Origin of the sequence: Thermus antranikianii DSM 12462, from assembly GCF_000423905.1 — a bacterium.
Taxonomy (GTDB): Bacteria; Deinococcota; Deinococci; order Deinococcales; family Thermaceae; genus Thermus; species Thermus antranikianii.
The window spans coordinates 65978-81502 of the sequence record NZ_AUIW01000003.1; the positions used below are offsets into that span (position 1 = coordinate 65978).

The 15525-nt window shown below is 63.7% G+C and carries 15 protein-coding genes and 2 tRNA genes; 15 read left to right on the top strand and 2 right to left on the bottom strand.

Annotation, left to right across the window (positions count from 1 at the left end; genetic code table 11):
- Together G584_RS0103665 and G584_RS0103670 are read left to right on the top strand one after the other, a co-directional pair.
- Nucleotides 1-777, top strand: a complete 777-nt coding sequence (locus G584_RS0103665) for a serine/threonine-protein kinase (protein ID WP_028493400.1) — start codon at nucleotides 1-3, stop codon at nucleotides 775-777.
- A gap of 1 nt (nucleotide 778) precedes the next feature.
- Entirely contained in the window at nucleotides 779-1843 is a 1065-nt protein-coding gene (locus G584_RS0103670) for a hypothetical protein (RefSeq protein ID WP_028493401.1), read from the top strand.
- 25 nt (nucleotides 1844-1868) lie between these two features.
- On the opposite strand, the gene G584_RS0103675 is transcribed toward G584_RS0103670, so the two are convergent.
- Complete coding sequence (locus tag G584_RS0103675) at nucleotides 1869-2966, bottom strand: N-acetylmuramoyl-L-alanine amidase (RefSeq protein WP_028493402.1); 1098 nt, start codon at nucleotides 2964-2966, stop codon at nucleotides 1869-1871.
- Nucleotides 2967-3014: 48 nt separating this feature from the next.
- Here G584_RS0103675 and G584_RS0103680 point away from each other — a divergent pair, with 48 nt between their 5' ends.
- Both G584_RS0103680 and G584_RS0103685 read left to right on the top strand, forming a co-directional pair.
- Nucleotides 3015-3443 (top strand): OsmC family protein, encoded by a 429-nt coding sequence (locus G584_RS0103680; protein WP_028493403.1) that lies wholly within the window; start codon nucleotides 3015-3017, stop codon nucleotides 3441-3443.
- A 5-nt stretch (nucleotides 3444-3448) separates the two neighbouring features.
- A complete protein-coding gene (locus G584_RS0103685; RefSeq protein WP_015717929.1) occupies nucleotides 3449-4207 on the top strand; it encodes a type III pantothenate kinase in 759 nt (252 codons plus the stop codon).
- On the opposite strand, the gene G584_RS0103690 is transcribed toward G584_RS0103685, so the two are convergent.
- Complete coding sequence (locus tag G584_RS0103690; protein ID WP_028493404.1) at nucleotides 4170-4535, bottom strand: SRA domain-containing endonuclease; 366 nt, start codon at nucleotides 4533-4535, stop codon at nucleotides 4170-4172. The genes G584_RS0103685 and G584_RS0103690 overlap by 38 nt on opposite strands.
- Nucleotides 4536-4600: 65 nt before the next feature.
- Between G584_RS0103690 and G584_RS0103695 the strand changes: the two genes are divergently transcribed.
- From G584_RS0103695 to aroC, 11 genes are all read left to right on the top strand, one after another.
- Nucleotides 4601-4677, top strand: a tRNA-Asp gene (locus G584_RS0103695).
- Between the two features lies 1 nt (nucleotide 4678).
- Nucleotides 4679-4754: transfer RNA gene (locus G584_RS0103700), tRNA-Phe, on the top strand.
- A gap of 681 nt (nucleotides 4755-5435) precedes the next feature.
- Nucleotides 5436-6842, top strand: coding sequence for an HD-GYP domain-containing protein (locus tag G584_RS0103710; protein ID WP_028493405.1), 1407 nt, complete (start codon nucleotides 5436-5438; stop codon nucleotides 6840-6842).
- 50 nt (nucleotides 6843-6892) lie between these two features.
- A complete protein-coding gene (locus tag G584_RS0103715) occupies nucleotides 6893-7387 on the top strand; it encodes a DUF5317 domain-containing protein (protein WP_028493406.1) in 495 nt (164 codons plus the stop codon).
- Between the two features lie 69 nt (nucleotides 7388-7456).
- Nucleotides 7457-8461: a homoisocitrate dehydrogenase gene (locus G584_RS0103720; RefSeq protein WP_028493407.1), complete on the top strand. Its 1005-nt coding sequence runs from the start codon at nucleotides 7457-7459 to the stop codon at nucleotides 8459-8461.
- A 191-nt stretch (nucleotides 8462-8652) separates the two neighbouring features.
- Nucleotides 8653-9786, top strand: a complete 1134-nt coding sequence (gene pilM, locus G584_RS0103725) for a type IV pilus assembly protein PilM (protein WP_028493408.1) — start codon at nucleotides 8653-8655, stop codon at nucleotides 9784-9786.
- A complete protein-coding gene (locus tag G584_RS0103730) occupies nucleotides 9779-10402 on the top strand; it encodes a competence protein (protein ID WP_028493409.1) in 624 nt (207 codons plus the stop codon). The genes pilM and G584_RS0103730 overlap by 8 nt, the downstream gene beginning before the upstream one ends.
- The gene (locus tag G584_RS0103735; RefSeq protein WP_028493410.1) at nucleotides 10392-11018 is read left to right on the top strand and encodes a type IV pilus inner membrane component PilO; all 627 of its coding nucleotides are present in this window, start codon (nucleotides 10392-10394) and stop codon (nucleotides 11016-11018) included. Before G584_RS0103730 ends, G584_RS0103735 begins: the two co-directional genes overlap by 11 nt.
- Before the next feature lie 791 nt (nucleotides 11019-11809).
- The gene (locus tag G584_RS12915) at nucleotides 11810-11986 is read left to right on the top strand and encodes a hypothetical protein (RefSeq protein WP_245563304.1); all 177 of its coding nucleotides are present in this window, start codon (nucleotides 11810-11812) and stop codon (nucleotides 11984-11986) included.
- Between the two features lie 11 nt (nucleotides 11987-11997).
- Entirely contained in the window at nucleotides 11998-14262 is a 2265-nt protein-coding gene (locus G584_RS0103745; protein ID WP_418954023.1) for a secretin N-terminal domain-containing protein, read from the top strand.
- 102 nt (nucleotides 14263-14364) lie between these two features.
- Nucleotides 14365-15516, top strand: coding sequence for a chorismate synthase (gene aroC / locus G584_RS0103750; RefSeq protein ID WP_028493413.1), 1152 nt, complete (start codon nucleotides 14365-14367; stop codon nucleotides 15514-15516).
- The last annotated feature ends 9 nt before the right edge of the window (nucleotides 15517-15525 follow it).

A 15525-nucleotide genomic window follows, 5' to 3' on the forward strand; every position in this document is an offset into this window, starting at 1 on the left:
GTGGAGGCGGTGAGCCTGGCGGGGAAGGTCCTTTTGAACCGATACCGGGTGGTGCGCCCCTTAGGCCAAGGCGCCCTGGCCACCGTCTACCTGGCCTTCGACCGCTTCGGCACCCCTTACGCCCTCAAGGTCTTCCCCAGGGGGGCCGAAGCCAGGCGCAACCGGGAGTTCTGGGTGGGTAGGCAGCTTTCCCACCCCAACCTGAACCCCGTCCTGGAGAGCCTGGACCTCGAGGAAGGCCCCGCCCTTCTTCTGGCCTACGCCCCTGGGGAGGAGATGGGGCGCTGGATGGGGCGTCGCCCCGAGCGCCCTAGGGCCCTATATGTCTTCCGCCAACTCCTCATGGCCTTGGCCCACATGCACGGCAAGGGCCTGGTGCACCGGGACGTGAAGCCGGAGAACATCATCGTGGCGGGAACGGACGAAGCCAAGCTGGTGGACTTTGACCTCTCGGGGCCAGCCCTCGAGGCCTTCAAGAAACCCCTAAGGGTGGGTACCCTTCCCTACCTGGCCCCCGAACAGGTCCTGGGGCAAAGCCCGGGCCCCGAGGCGGATGTGTACGCCGCGGGCATCATCCTGTACTGGATCCTCTCCGGGGAACACCCCTTTGTGGGTGGGCCAGAAGAGGTCCTCCTCGGCCACCTCCAGGAGCCCATTCCCCCTGTCCCCGGCCTGGCCCCCCCACAACAGGCCTATCTGGAGCGCCTCCTGGCCAAATCCCCCAAGGAACGTTTCCCCTCGGCGAGGGAGGCCCTCGAGGGGTTTCCCTTCCCCTGAAATGGCTTCCTGCTGGATCCTCTCCACCCTTCTGGGCTCCGCCCTTTTCGCAGGACTGGGGGAGGTGGCGGTGGGGCGGCTCCTGGTGGAGGGGGGCCACCAAGCCCTCGTGGTGACGCAGGAGGGAGCCCACATTCTGGCAAAGACGGATTCCGCCCTCTATGGGCTCGCCCGTACACCCGAGGGGTTCCTGGCCGTGGGCCACCTGGGAAAGAGCCTCCTCCGGGTGGGGCTGGACCCCAACGGGAAGCCCCTTTGGGCCGAGGCTGGCGGCCAGGGGATCCTCTGGGGAACGGATGGCCGCTTCGCCTGGGGAGGGTATATGGGCCCTGGGGGCTGGGAAGCTTTGGTGCTAGACCTGCTTGAGGAAAGAGCCTTCCGCCTTCCCCTGCCCGGCCAGGGGTACGCCTATGGGGGCTTGTACCGGCAGGGCGTTCTTTTCCTGGTGGGCCGGGTGGAGGGAGCGGGAGGGTTTGACGGCTTCCTTCTGGGCCTCCCGGTGGCCCGCCCCGGGCAGCCCTGGGCCTACGGGTACCGTAGCGGCTGGCCGGAGAACGACTACCTCCGCTTCCTGGGAGAAAGGGGGGCGGTGGGCCGGCTGGAGGTAAGCGGGGATTCCGAGGGGCTCCTTTTGGACTGGCTGGGCCTTAGCCAGGGAAAGGCCCGGCTCCTTCGCCGCCCCGGCTTTGACTACCTCAGGGCCTGGCGCGGGGCCTTCCTGGTGGGGGAGGCGGAGGTGGACGGGGTTTTGGAGGGCCTCTGGATCAGCCCACAAGGAGCCCGGTACGCAGGGGGTCCCATGGCTTCCCTGCGCGCCCTGGATCCCCCTTTGGCCTACGGGTACTCCTACCGTTCCCTTTTCCAGGGAGAGGGTCTGGTCCTGAACTTGGAAGAGCAGGTGGGTAGACCCTTGGCTTACCGCCTCGAGGCGCTACGGCTTCCCTGGTTGCCCTTTAGGACTAGGCCCCGGGCCCTCTCCCTAACCTGGAAACCCGTGGCCTGGGATCCCGAACCCACCCTAAGGCTCAAAGCCTGCCCTCCTGGCCCCGACCCCAAGCCAGACTGAGCGTTCCCTTCCCCATCCTTAGCCCTCAGCGGGCATAGGCCCCGTTGGCCAAAAAGGTGAGGATGCCCGAAAAAAGCCCCTGGGCCACCTTCTCCCGGTAAGCGGGGTCAGCAAGCCGCCTTCCCTCCACCGGATGGTCCCCGAAGCCGATCTCCACCAGCACGGCGGGCACCTTGGCGTACCGCAACACGAAGAAGTCGCCGGGAAAGGTCCCCCGGAAGGGACTCCCCGTGGTCTGGGAAAGCTTCCTCCCCAGGGTTTCCGCCAAGCGCTGACTGTAGCGCTGGTTGGCCTGGGCCACGATGTCAAAAAGAATCCTCTCCGCCACGGTGCGGGCCTCCTGGGTCAGGCGCTGCCCCAGCTCCCCCCCGCCGTTTTCCCGGATCACCTGGGCTAAAACCCGGGCATCCTGGGCCTGGCCGAAGTAGAAAACCTCCACCCCCTGGGCGGTGCGGGTGGGGGTAGCGTTCACGTGGATGGAGATAAAAAGGTTCACCTGGGAGCTATCGGCCAAGGCCGCCCTTCGGGAGAGGTCCTCCCGCTTATCGGGGGAAAGGTGCATGTCGCGATCCCGAGTAAGGCGCACCTCTATCCCCTCCTTCTCCAGAAGGCGCTTAAGGCGCAGGGCCACGTCCAGGACCACTTCCTTTTCCACCACGTACCCCACCATCCCCGGGTCCATCCCCCCGTGGCCGGGGTCCAGGAGGACCACGGGCTTGGGAGGCTTGGGTGGACGGCTGCGGGGCGGGTCAGGAAGGGCCTTGGCCGGAGTGGAGGCCTCCTTTTTCAAGCTCAGGTCCACCACCAACCGCTCCGGGTCGGAATAGCGGCGCACCGTGGCCTCCACTGTCCCCTTCAAGCGCACCACCACCCGCACCCCTTCCCCCTCGGGTAGGGTCTGCACCGAGGCCACCTCGGAAGAGTTCACCACCTGATCCATGGGGGCTGCCTTAACCCCTTTCAGGATCAGGACCAGAAGGCCATTCTCCTGGGAAAGCGTGTGCTGGACCTCTTTAGAGGGCAGATCAAAGACCAAGCGGGTGAAACCCTGGTGCACCCCTATGCGGGGAAAGGCCAAAGCCAGGCTCCATAGCCAGACGCCAACCAGGAGGAATACCCGCATCTACGCCCATTCTAGCGGGAAAGGTTAAAGCCTGATAAAATCCGGCTCATGACGAAGAAGGTCGTGATCCACCATCTGGTAGGCCACCGCTTCCTGGGAATGAACGAACAAGGGGACAAGGTGATGATCGACGGGGACCAGCCCGCCACCGGCCCCCGTCCCATGGAGCTCCTCCTCATGGCCCTAGGGGCCTGCACCGCCTACGACGTGGTGGACATCATGAAGAAGAAAAAGCAACCCCTGGCCCGCTACCGGGTGGAGGTGGAGGGCATTCGGGCGGAAACCCACCCCAGGCGCTACACCCACATCACCGTGACCCACATCGCCTCAGGGCCCAACGTGACCCTGGAGGCCCTCGAGCGCGCCGCCCACCTTTCCCACACCAAGTACTGCTCCGTTTCCGCCAGCCTCAACGCCGAGATCACCGTCAAGGTGGTGCTGGAACCCTGGGAAGAAGGCCAAGAGGCCCAAGGTTAAGCGCCATGCTCCTGGCCATAGACATCGGCAACACCTCCACGGTCCTGGGGGTCTTCTCCGGGGAGGAGCTCGTCGCCCACTTCCGCATCCACACCGATCGGATGCGCATGGAAAGCGAGTACCGGGTCATCCTGAAAAACCTCTTCGCCCTCGAGGATCTCCCCCCTCCAAAAGCCGCCCTCCTCTCCAGCGTGGTGCCCCCCGTGGAGAGGGAGATGAAGGAGGCCATAGAGAAGCTCTTCGGCATCAAAGCCCAGGTGGTGGACGCCGGGGCCACAGGGCTCGAGGTGTGCATAGACAACCCCAAGGAGGCCGGCACCGACCGCCTGGTGAACGCCGTGGGCGCTTTGGGCTACGAAAGCCCCACGGGCCGCTACATCGTGGTGGACTTCGGCACCGCCACCACCTTTGACCTGGTGGAGGCCCCCAACCGCTACCTGGGTGGGGCCATCACCATCGGCCCTCAGACCGCCGCCGACGCCCTGGCGGCAAGGACCGCCAAACTCCCCCGCATAGACCTGGTCCCCCCCGCTCAGGTGGTGGGCAAGAACACGCTGGACGCCCTGCGCTCGGGCCTGGTCCTGGGCTATGCCGCCTTGGTGGAAGGCATGGTGCGCCGCTTCAAGGAGGAAGCCGGGGAAGCCCTAGTGATCGCCACCGGGGGCTTTGCGGAAACCCTAAGGGATCTCTGCCCTTCCTTTGACGTGGTGGACGAGGACCTAACCCTTAAAGGCCTTCTCCGCATCCACAAGGGGCAAGGGTAAACCAGTACACCCACCGCCCCTCCTCAGCAAGAAGGACATACCGGTGCCCTTCCACCCGGTAGCACCCCAGGTCCCGCCAGAGGCCGGGCCGCTCCCGGAGGAAAACCCTAAGCGGGGTGCCTTTTTTCTGGGCCAAAAGCAGGCGAAGATTCCCCCCAATGGGCTCCTGGTTCCCCCGCTTGCCCTCCCCCTGGTAGAGGATGCGGCCATCCGGCAAGAAAACGTTCCGGTACCCAGATTCCCCCCGGTCCACCAAGAGGCTACGCTTCCCTATGCCCTTCCGGGTCCTGTGGTAGGCGAAGACCTCGCTCCAGCTTAAACTTGACACCGCTCTTTCCCCCGGCTATCATCCTAAGTGCCCGGTCGGACGCCCCCGACCCGGCAACAACCCAAGGCCCCGTGGTGTAGTTGGTTAACACACCCGCCTGTCACGTGGGAGATCGCGGGTTCGAGTCCCGTCGGGGCCGCCAGGCCGAGGTAGCTCAGTTGGTAGAGCATGCGACTGAAAATCGCAGTGTCGGCGGTTCGATTCCGCCCCTCGGCACCAGGGAAAACACAAGCCGCCCTCTAAACGAGGGCGGCTTTGTCTTTTACCCCAGATTCCCATCTTTTTGCTACACTACCCCTGAAGGGGGTGGGAACCTGAAGCAAACCTTTTGGATTCCGGGTGGGTATTCAGGATAAAGATTTTCGGCGCTCAGAGCATTTATTTTCAGGTATTGCCGGTGAATTTACGGGGTGAATTCAAAAAGCAGCATTGGGCAAGCCGCGCCGGGCATCCGTGCCCCGCGGCTCCCTTTATTTTCTGACGGGCATTCCCCCAAGCCCGGAAGGTTCCTCCACGTCCCCCAAGGTGCTACCCAGCTGGCTCGAGATGTGCTAGGCTGGGTAGTATAAATCTGACTCACTCCCAAAAATCGTTAGGGTAATGACTGTTTTCACCGTTCTGATACCTATTCTTTCCCTCTTGACAGTATTGACGGACCCCCCTAAAGTGAAAGACAAGCAAACGGGGCCGACCCCCCGGAAGCGGAGGAAAAGGAGGGATGAAGATGAAGAAGCTGATCGCTCGCGTGTTGGTGCTTCTCAGCAGCTTGATCGCGCTCGGGCTTGCGGCTGGGGCTTCTGCGCGCTGGGAGTAGGTTCGGAGTAAAAGAAAAGGGGGCCAGTTAGGCTGGCCTCCTTTTCCCTTGCCCGTAGAAGGGGGATTTGCTACACTCAGGCCACCATGGCCCTTAAACGCCTGGAGCTTCCCCCGCCGCGGGTGCTCCTTTTGGTCCTCTTGGCCTTCCTGGGCTTCCTGGCCCTGGAGGGCTTTCTGCTTTGGGCCTACGGGGGCATGCCCCTCCGCTTGGGTCTCCTGGACCTGCTTTTCTGGGGCGCGCTCATGCTTTGGAGCGTGTCCGTTCGCGTCCCGCTCCCCTTAAGCGCCAGCATGAGCCAGTTTTTTGTCTTTGCCCTGGCTCTAGTAGCCTTAACACCCCCTTGGGTATCACCTCTTTTAAGTTTCGTGCTTCAGTGGCGCCGAAAAGCTTGGTACAAGGAAATCTTCAACAGCTCCCAGAACGGCCTAGCCTCCGCTTTGGCGGCCCTGGCCTGGCAGTTTTTTCAGCAGAACCCCGTTTACATGGGTTCCTGGAATCTTTCCGCAGGGGTGGGTATCGCCGCGGCCTCCCTGGCCTTTTTTCTCGCCAACACCACCCTGGTGACCACCGCCATTTCCCTCGCCAACAAGATTACCTGGCGTGAGGCGTGGCGAAAAAACTTCAGCTGGCTCGCCCTGAGCTACCTCCTCCTCTCCCCCCTCGCCCTCCTCCTAGCCCGGGCCTACGAGACGCCCCTTCTCGCAGGGTGGGGCGGGTGGACGGTGCTCTTCTTCCTCATCCCCCTCTACTACAGCCGCTTCTACTGGGACGAGAAGGTGCGCCTGGAGCAGGCCTTTGACACCACCCTGGAGCTTCTCATGAACGCCCTGGAGGCCAAGGACCCCATGACCCGCCTGCACTCGGAGCGCGTGGCGGACATCGCCCGCGACCTGGCCAGGAAGGTGAAGGGAGGGGACGAGGCCTACGCCCAGGCCGTCTACCGGGCCTCGAGGCTCCACGACATCGGCAAGATCGCCATCCCCGAGCACCTTCTCCTCAAGTCGGGAACCTTGACCCCGGAGGAGTACGGCCTCATCCAAAGCCACACCACCCGGGGCGCCGAGCTCCTCTCCCCGGCCCGGAAGGTGGCCTTTGACCCGCTCGTCTACAACGTCATCCTCTACCACCACGAGCGCTGGGACGGCCGGGGCTACCCAAAGCGGCTCGCCGGGCACGAGATCCCCGAGGAGGCCCGCATCGTGGGCCTGGCCGACGCCTACGAGGCCATGACCGCAGGCCGCCCCTACCGTAAGGCCAAGACCCCCGAGGAAGCCCTAAGGGAGGTCCAGGAGCTCTCCGGCCACCAGTTTGACCCTAAGCTGGTGGAGGCCTTCACCGAACTTTGGGAGCAGAACCCCATCTGGCGCGACCGCCAGGCCTACCTGGAAGCAAAGGAGGGATCGGTATCACACTCTACCTCTACGCCGCGCTCTTCGGATTCGGCCTCGCCCTCGCCCTCGGAGCCCGGCTCAAGGACCTCGGAGGGATAGAGCTAAGAGCGGCCTGGGCCTTCCTCCTGGCCGCCCTCCTGGAGGGGGGGCTGGCCTACGGCACGTATCGGGGGCTTTTCCGGCCCGAGTGGGCAGGCCCTCTAGCCAAGGTGTTGGTCCTCCTCCTGGTGGGGTACGGGCTTTACCGGAACCGGCACCTGAAAAGCCTTTACCTGGTCCTTCTGGGCCTTTTCCTCAACACTTTAGTCATCTTCGCCAACGGGGGCCACATGCCCGTGAGCCTGGAAACCCTGAGGAGGGCAGGCATAGAGGGCTGGGAGGAACTTTTAAGGAACAAGGGCGATGCCGTGCATACCCTCCTAGACGAATCCACCCGCCTTCCCTTCCTGGGGGATGTCATCCCCCTTCCCCCCTTGCGCAAGGCGGCGAGCCTGGGGGACCTCTTCATCCTGGCGGGAATCGCCGGGGTGGTGGTGGAAGGAGCCTTGAGGGCAGGGGGAAGGCGGCTTCCCAGGCGCCAGGCAGCCCTTAGGGTGCTGGCCTTTCTCCTGCTGGTTTTCCTTCTCCTTGCCCTTCGCGCTTGAACCCGACCCCCTATTGGACCGGTGTAGTGTATATTCCCAAGGGGGCTCACCCCCAGGTCCGGAGGCAATATGGCGTATCGCATCTGCTTGATCGAGGGCGACGGTATCGGCCACGAGGTGATCCCTGCGGCCAGGAGGGTCCTGGAGGCCACCGGGCTTTCCCTGGAGTTCGTGGAGGCCGAAGCGGGCTGGGAAACCTTTGAGCGAAGAGGGGTTTCCGTGCCCGAGGAAACCGTGGAGAAAATCCTTTCCTGCCAAGCCACCCTCTTCGGAGCTGCCACCAGCCCCACAAGGAAGGTACCGGGTTTCTTCGGGGCCATCCGCTACCTCAGGCGCAGGCTGGACCTCTACGCCAACGTGCGCCCTGCCAAAAGCCGCCCCGTGCCGGGAAGCCGGAGCGGAGTGGACCTCATCATCGTGCGGGAGAACACCGAGGGGCTTTATGTGGAGCAGGAGCGGCGCTACCTGGATGTGGCCATCGCCGATGCGGTGATCTCCAAAAAAGCCAGCGAACGTATCGCTCGTGTGGCCTTGAAGATCGCGGAAAGCCGCCCTCGCAAAACCCTGCACATCGCCCACAAGGCCAACGTGCTCCCCGTGACCCAGGGGCTTTTCCTGGATACGGTGCGGGAGGTGGCCAAGGATTATCCCCTAGTGAACGTGCAGGATATCATCGTGGACAACTGCGCCATGCAGCTTGTCATGCGCCCCGAGCGCTTCGACGTAATCGTCACCACCAACCTCCTGGGGGACATCCTCTCCGACCTCACCGCTGGCTTGGTGGGGGGCCTAGGCCTTGCACCTTCCGCCAACATCGGGGACACCACGGCGGTCTTTGAGCCCGTGCACGGTTCTGCCCCCGATATCGCCGGCAAGGGCATAGCCAATCCCACCGCCACCATCCTCTCCGCGGCCATGATGCTGGAGTACCTGGGGGAAAAGGAAATCGCCAAGAGGGTGGAAAGGGCCGTGGATCTGGTCCTGGAAAAAGGCCCCCGCACCCCGGATCTGGGAGGAACCGCCACTACGGAAACCTTTACCAAGGCAGTGGTGGAAACCCTAAAGGCCCTTTAAGGCTTTCGCCTGAGCGCCCCTCGAGGGGAGGTCCTCGAGGGGTGTAAGTCTTCCTTAAGGTACGTGCGGCTAAAATCAACGAGGGAATGCTAGCGAGCTCTTCTTCCCTATTCCAGGTAGGAGCGTGTATACTGCAAGCAGGTTCGCTTATGGCTTATAGTAGCTGCACCGCCCCGTGTTAAGGAGGCAACGTGCTTTCGGGTTTTAGCAAGCTATTCAAACCCCGCGTGGAGGCGCTGGGCCTGGAGATCGGCGCCGCCAACCTAAAACTGGTGGAACTCTCCGGAAACCCTCCCACCCTCAGGGCCTTGGCCACCCGGCCCACTCCCCCGGGAATGCTGGTGGAAGGGGTGATCGCCGAACCCCAGGCCCTGGCCCAGGAACTCAAGGAACTCCTTGCCGAAGCCCGGACCAAAAAGCGCTACGTGGTCACCGCCGTACCCAATCCCAGCGTTATCCTGCGCACCCTTCAGGTGCCCAAGATGCCCCCCAAGGAGATGGAGGAGGCGGTTCGCTGGGAAGCAGAGCGGTATATCCCCTTCCCCATTGACGAGGTGGTCCTGGACTTCGCTCCCTTGGATCCGTTGGCCGAGGCCGCCGAAGGGGAACAGGTGGAGGTGATGGTGGGAGCAGCCCGGCAAGAAGCGGTGGCCTCCCTCCTAGAAGCCCTGCGGGGGGCAGGCCTGACCCCCATCATCCTGGATGTGAAACCCTTTGCCGGGCTTTATCCCCTGGAGGCCCAGCTCAGTAGCGACCCGGAGGGGGTTTCCGTGGCCGTGGAAATCGGGGCGGAAAGCACCAGCCTGGTCCTCCTTAAGGGAAACCGCCCCTTGGCGGTGCGGATCCTCGCCCTCTCTGGCAAGGACTTCACCGAAGCCATTGGGAAAAGCTTTGGCCTGGACTTCCTCACCGCCGAGGAGGTGAAGCGCACCTACGGCCTCGCCACCATCCCCACCGAGGACGAGGAGCTCCTTCTGGATTTTGACGCCGAGAGGGAGCGGTACAGTCCCGCCAAAATCTACGACGCCATCCGGCCTGTCCTGGTGGAACTCACCCAGGAAATCCGCAGGAGCCTGGAGTTTTTCCGGGTACAACTGGGGGACGTACAGCCAGAGGTAGGGTACCTTTATGGCGGGGGAAGCCGGCTTAGGGGCCTGTCCACCCTGCTTACCGATACCCTGGGGGTCAACTTCACCGTCCCCGATCCCTGGCAGGGCATTCAGGTGGATCCCAAACGCTTTGACCTGGAAAAGATCAAGGAGATGGGACCGGAGTTCCTGGTGCCCGTGGGCTTGGCCTTACGGGGGGTGATGCCCCTTGATTAGGCTTAACCTTCTCCCCAAAAACCTGCGCCGCCGCATCGAACCGGGTTGGTGGCGTCTGGCGGCAGGGGCCTTCGCCCTGCTGACCCTTTCCCTTCTGGGCTTTCTCCATTACACCGCCTACACCGAACTTACCCTGGCCAAGCAGGAAAGGGATGCCTTGAAAGCAGAGGTAGAGGCCCTAAAACCCTTTATCGCTGAACAAAACCGCCTCCAGCAGGAGAGGAAGGCCCTCGAGGCCCTCCTTGCCATCCGGGAAGGCCTCAAGAAGAACTTCGTCCCCTGGTCTGAGTACCTGGCAGCCTTTATCCGGCAAATCCCTCAGCAAGGCGGACGCTTCCCCGTGGCCCTGCGCTCCGTGGGTACCCGGGCCATTCCCGAGGAAGAGGCCAACCGGATGGCTCAAGCTGGGGCCTACGACGGCAAAAAGGTGCGTGTGGAGTTTACCGTGCAGGGGGAAGCCCTGAACCAAAACGCCCTGGTAAGCTTCGTGCGGGCTTTTGAAGCCTCTCCCCGATTCGGCATAGAGTTCCAGGGGGCCTCCCTGGACCAGAACCGGGGGCTTTACACCTTCAGCGCCCGGGTAGGCCTGGTGGGGGGTGGGGAAAGTGCTCGCTAGACTGGGACAGCGGGAGTGGGCCCTGATCGCCATCGCCCTCACCTTGGTGGTGGCCCTCCTCTGGTACTTTTTCCTCATCGTCCCCATGCGTCAGGAAACGGAAAGCGTGCGCCAGGAGATTAACGCCCTTGTCCCCGAGCGGGATAAAGGAAGGCAAGCCCAGCGCGCCCTTCCAGAACTCCGGGCCACCATCGCTGAGCTGCAAGCCGAGCGTCAGGCCTTTCTGAGGGCGCTTCCCAAGGAGGAACGGCTTTCCCAGGTTCTGAACGAGATCCTGACCGAGGCCATAAGGAGCGGGGTCACGGTGCGCTCCTTCACCCGCTCCCCCACCTCGGCTCCAGTACCGGAGGTGCGGGCGGTGAACCTGGCCCTTTCCCTCGAGGCGCCCTTCCCCGAAACCTACGCCTATCTGAAGCGCCTGGAAGGGCTTTCCCGCTTCAGCTCCCTTTCCGGGCTCAACCTCAGCGTCCAGGGTCAGGACTTAAATCCCCTCCTCTCCACCAGCTTGACGCTGACCCTCTACATGCTGGCCAAAGATCTTAGCCAGTCCGAAGGAAATCCCCAGACGCAAGGAACTCCTCCCTCGCAGACAACAGGTCAAGGAGGTGGTCGGTGAAAGCCCTTCTAGCGCGCCTAGCTACGGCTTGGCGCAACCTACCCCAGTCCACCAAGCTCCTCCTGGCGGGCCTTCTCCTGGTGAGCGCCGTGGCGCTTTGGTATGTGGGCCTCTACCTGCCGGCCCAGGTATCCACGGAAGTTCAAACCACCCCCAGCCAGCCCCAGGTCCCCAGCCAAGAAGCGGAAGCCCCCAAGGCCATAGAAGCCCCGCCCATTCCGCCCCTCGCCGAAACCCCTCCACAGGCCCCACCGGTAAAGCCGAGACCCGTGGCTTCGCCTTCCCAGGAAGCCCCCAAAGCAGGTGAACCTGTCTTGACCACAGCCTTGCCCATCCCCAAAACCCAACAAGAGGCCCCCCTTCCAAACCCCTTTGTGCCCCTGGTGGTGGAAGCCCCACCTTCTCCCCCCGTGCCCTCCGCTTCTCCGGCACCTAGGCCCACACCCGTGCCCACAGGGGCACCTGTCCGGGTAAGCCCGGGAACACCTTTACCCATCCCTAGGGTCCAGACCTCACCCCGGCCCCTCCCTGGAAGCCAAGGAGCCTTGCCTGCCCCCAAGGTGCTGGCCCCTGCTTTCCGAGTAGAAACCCCTAAAGCCCAGGTGGAAACCCAGCCCGTCCTCATCCCACCCGCTGGCCTCGTGGAGGCTCCTTTACCCAGTGTGCCCCAAACCTCAGCCCCAGGGGGGAAGACCGAACCTGCGCCCTCGCCTGTCACTTCTCCCAAAACCCCCCTGCAAGCCCTGGTGGAGGAAAAAGGCATCAAGCTAGCGGGGACGCTATTAGGCCCGGTGAGCGTGGCTATCCTAGAAACCAAGGAAGGGTACCTGGTGTTACCCGTGGGTAGCCTTCTTCCAGGTAGCGAGGCAGTGCTTCGCCGCATAGAAAGCGACCGGGTGGTGTTGGCCTTGAAGGATGAAAGCTTGGAGATTGCCTTAGAAAACACGCAAGCAGGAGGTGGCCAGTGAGAACGGCGCTTATGAAACTTGTGATCCCCGGCCTGTTGGCCCTCGGCATGGGGGCCCTAGCGGGAAGCCTTCCCCAGGAACCCCGCTTTGACGCCAAGGTGGACCTGAAGATTTCCGAAAACCAGGTGCGGGCCGGGTTCACCCTGCCCCTGGATGTGGTCCTGGAAGCCCTGGCCCGGAGCGTGGGCCTCCAACCCCTCATCTACCGGGCCTACGATGCCTCCGGCGACCCGGCCAAGGCCCAGCCCCCCTTACCCAACATCAAGTTGGACTTTCAGGGCAAACCCTTCCGGGAGGTCTGGGACCTCCTCTTCGCCACCTACGGTACCCAGTTCAACCTGGACTACCTCCTACTGCCTCCCGACGTAGTGGTGGTGGCCCCCACCCAGGTGATCACGGCCTTGGTGGACGCCCCAAGCCGCACCGGGGCCATGGAGCGGAAACCCTACCTGGTGGCCATCCCTGAGATCGCCTACCGGCGCACGGAAACCGACGCCCAGGGTCAAGTTCGCACCGTGGTGAACATAGATGGGGCCAAGGGCTGGGTGCAAAACGATCTCCTGCCCTTCCTTTCCCGGGAAGCCAGCGGGCTTAGCGTGAACTGGATTGTGGTAGAGGAAGGGGGCAGGCTCAGGGCCCTACTCTCTGTCCTGGCCACCCCAGAACAGCACATTCGCTTCTCGGACATTCTCCAGCGGGCTGGGATTGACTTCCGCCCCTTACCTGCCCTCACCTTACCTAAACCGAGGGTTGAACGGACGTATGTGGTTGCCCATGCCACCTTCCCCGAGATTCTGGCTTTTTTGCAAGGCCGGGTGCCGGGCGCACAAATCAGCGTGGTCCCTACAGATCCCAAACGGGCCCTCATCACCGCCACCGAGGAGGACCACGCCCGCATCGCCGAACTCCTGAAGGTGGCCGACGTACCCAAGCCCACCCCCGTGGTGCGCCGGGTCTACACCTTGCAGAACCTCACTTTCCAGGAAGCCCAGGAAAGGCTTAAGCCCGTCCTGGAACGAGAGCTGAAAGGAGCCCGCTTGGAAGGCGTCCCGGGTAATCCCAAAGCCCTTCTTCTGGAAGCTACCGAAGCTGACCAGGCTTTCTTCGCCGAGATCCTCAAGGCCGCTGATGTACCCCCCCAGGTGGCCCCGCCCACCCAGGAGGCCACGGTGCGGAGGCTCTACCCCTTGCGCTTCGCCGATGCCGAAAAGGTGGCCTCCTTCCTGGCCAGGGAAGTGCCGGGAATCGTGGTGCAGACGGTGCCTGGACAACCGGTCCTCTCCGTACGGGGGACGGAGAAACAACTTTCTGAAGTGGAGAACCTGCTGGCTCAGATCGACCGGGCTCCCGAGCAAGGACCGCCCATCCTCCAGCGTTCCTACCAGCTCTCCAACGCCAAGGCCGCCGACCTGGCCAAGGTGCTCCAGGAGGCCTTGCAAGCCCGGCAGGCCCAGGCTCCCCAGGGCCAGGCCCGGCCTCAAGGCCCCACACGCCAGGCCACGGTGGTGGCGGACGAGCGCACCAACACCCTGATCGTCACGGGTACGCAGGAGGATCTAGCCCTGGTGGAAGGCCTTATTCCCAAGCTGGACCAGGCGGTGCCCCAGGTGAACCTAAGGGTGCGCATCCAGGAGGTGCAGTCCAACTTCAGCCGAAACCTGGGCCTCAAGTGGAACACCATTGCCGGGGGAAATGTAGCGGCCAGCATCCTGGACACGGGGCTTTCCCTTATCTTTGACAGCACCCGGAGCCTGGCCGCCCTGAACATCATCGCCACCCTCGAGGCCCTCCAGCGCCAGGGCCTTTCCCGAGCCCTTAGGGATGTGAACCAAACCGTGCTCAACAACCAAACCGCCCGCCTGCAGTCCGGGGAAACCTTCCTCATCCGCCGGGTGGTGGGAGACCGGGTGGAGCGGGTACCCTTCGACATCGGCATCATCGTGGAGGTGACCCCCCAGATCACCGCCGACGGGCAGATCCTCCTCAACATCAAGGCGGAGGTTTCCGGGAACGTCCAGCGCAACCCCGTGGACGGGGACGTGGACCGCTTCACCAAGCAGGTGGTAACCACCACCCTGCGGGTGCGGGATGGGCAGACCGTGGTCCTCGGGGGTCTCACCTCCCAGGAAAACAACCAGGTGCAGCAGGGGGTTCCCCTCCTCATGGACATCCCCCTGATCGGGGAACTCTTCAAACAACGCACCCAGGAAACCACCGACCGGGAGCTTCTGGTGGTCATCACCGCCGACATCGTAAAAGAAACCGCAAGCCGCTAAGCCCCTTTGCCCTTCCCAGCCAGGGGAGGCAAGCCCGCAAGCTGGGCTTTGCTGGTCCCCTGGCTTGGGTCTATCCCAGGTCGCTTGCCCTACAATAGGCCCATGAGGTTCCTGACCGCAGGCGAGTCCCATGGCCCTGAGCTTCTCGCCATCATTGAGGGCCTGCCCGCCGGCATCCCCCTCACCGAGGAGGACATCAACCCCTGGTTGGAACGGCGTCAGAAGGGCTATGGCCGGGGAAGGCGCATGGTTATAGAGACCGACCGGGTGGAGTTCCGCGCCGGCGTCAGGGCAGGGCGTACCACGGGAGCCCCGGTGGCCCTGGCCATCAAGAACGCCGACTACCGGAACTGGGTGGAGATCATGGACCCCGCTCCGGGGAACGAACCCCGAAAGAAGGCCCTCACCGCCGCCCGCCCTGGCCACGCCGACCTTTCTGGGGGCATCAAGTACGGCCACAAGGACCTAAGGGACGTGCTGGAAAGGGCCAGCGCCCGGGAGACCGCCATGCGGGTGGCGGTGGGAGCGGTGGCCTTGAAGTTCTTGAGCCTTCTTGGAGTTGAGGGAACAGGGTACGTGCCGGGTATGGCGGGGGTGTGGGCCCAGGTTCCCTTCTCCTGGGACCTGGTACCCCGCATAGAGGAAAGCCCCTTGCGCATGACCGATCCCGAGGCCGAGGCCGAGGTTATCCGCCGCATAGACCAGGCCAAGGCGGAAGGGGACACGCTAGGCGGGGTGATCGAGGCCCGCTTCCGCGGCCTGGTGCCGGGCCTGGGAAGCCACGTGCACTGGGACCGCAAGCTGGATGGCCGTCTAGCCCAGATGGCCCTTTCCATTCCCGCGGTGAAGGGGATGGAAATCGGCCCCGCCTTTGAAAACGCCATGAAGCGGGGCTCGGAGGTTCACGACCCCATCTACTGGAGCCCGGAGAAGGGGTTCTACCGCACCACCAACCGGGCGGGGGGCCTCGAGGGAGGCATGACCACGGGGGAGGAGCTGGTCCTAAGGGCCGCCCTGAAACCCATCGCCACCCTGATGAAACCCCTCCCCACCGTGGACGTGGTGACCCACCAGCCCGCGGATGCCGCCAGGGAGCGCTCCGACGTCACCGCCGTGCCCGCCGCCAGCGTGATCCTCTGCGCCCTATCCGCCATCGTCCTTGCCCAGGCTTACCTGGAGAAGTTCGGCGGGGACACCATGGAGGAGATACAGGAACGGGTGGAGCGGTACAAGGCTCGGGTCCTAACCTACTAAAGGCGTAGG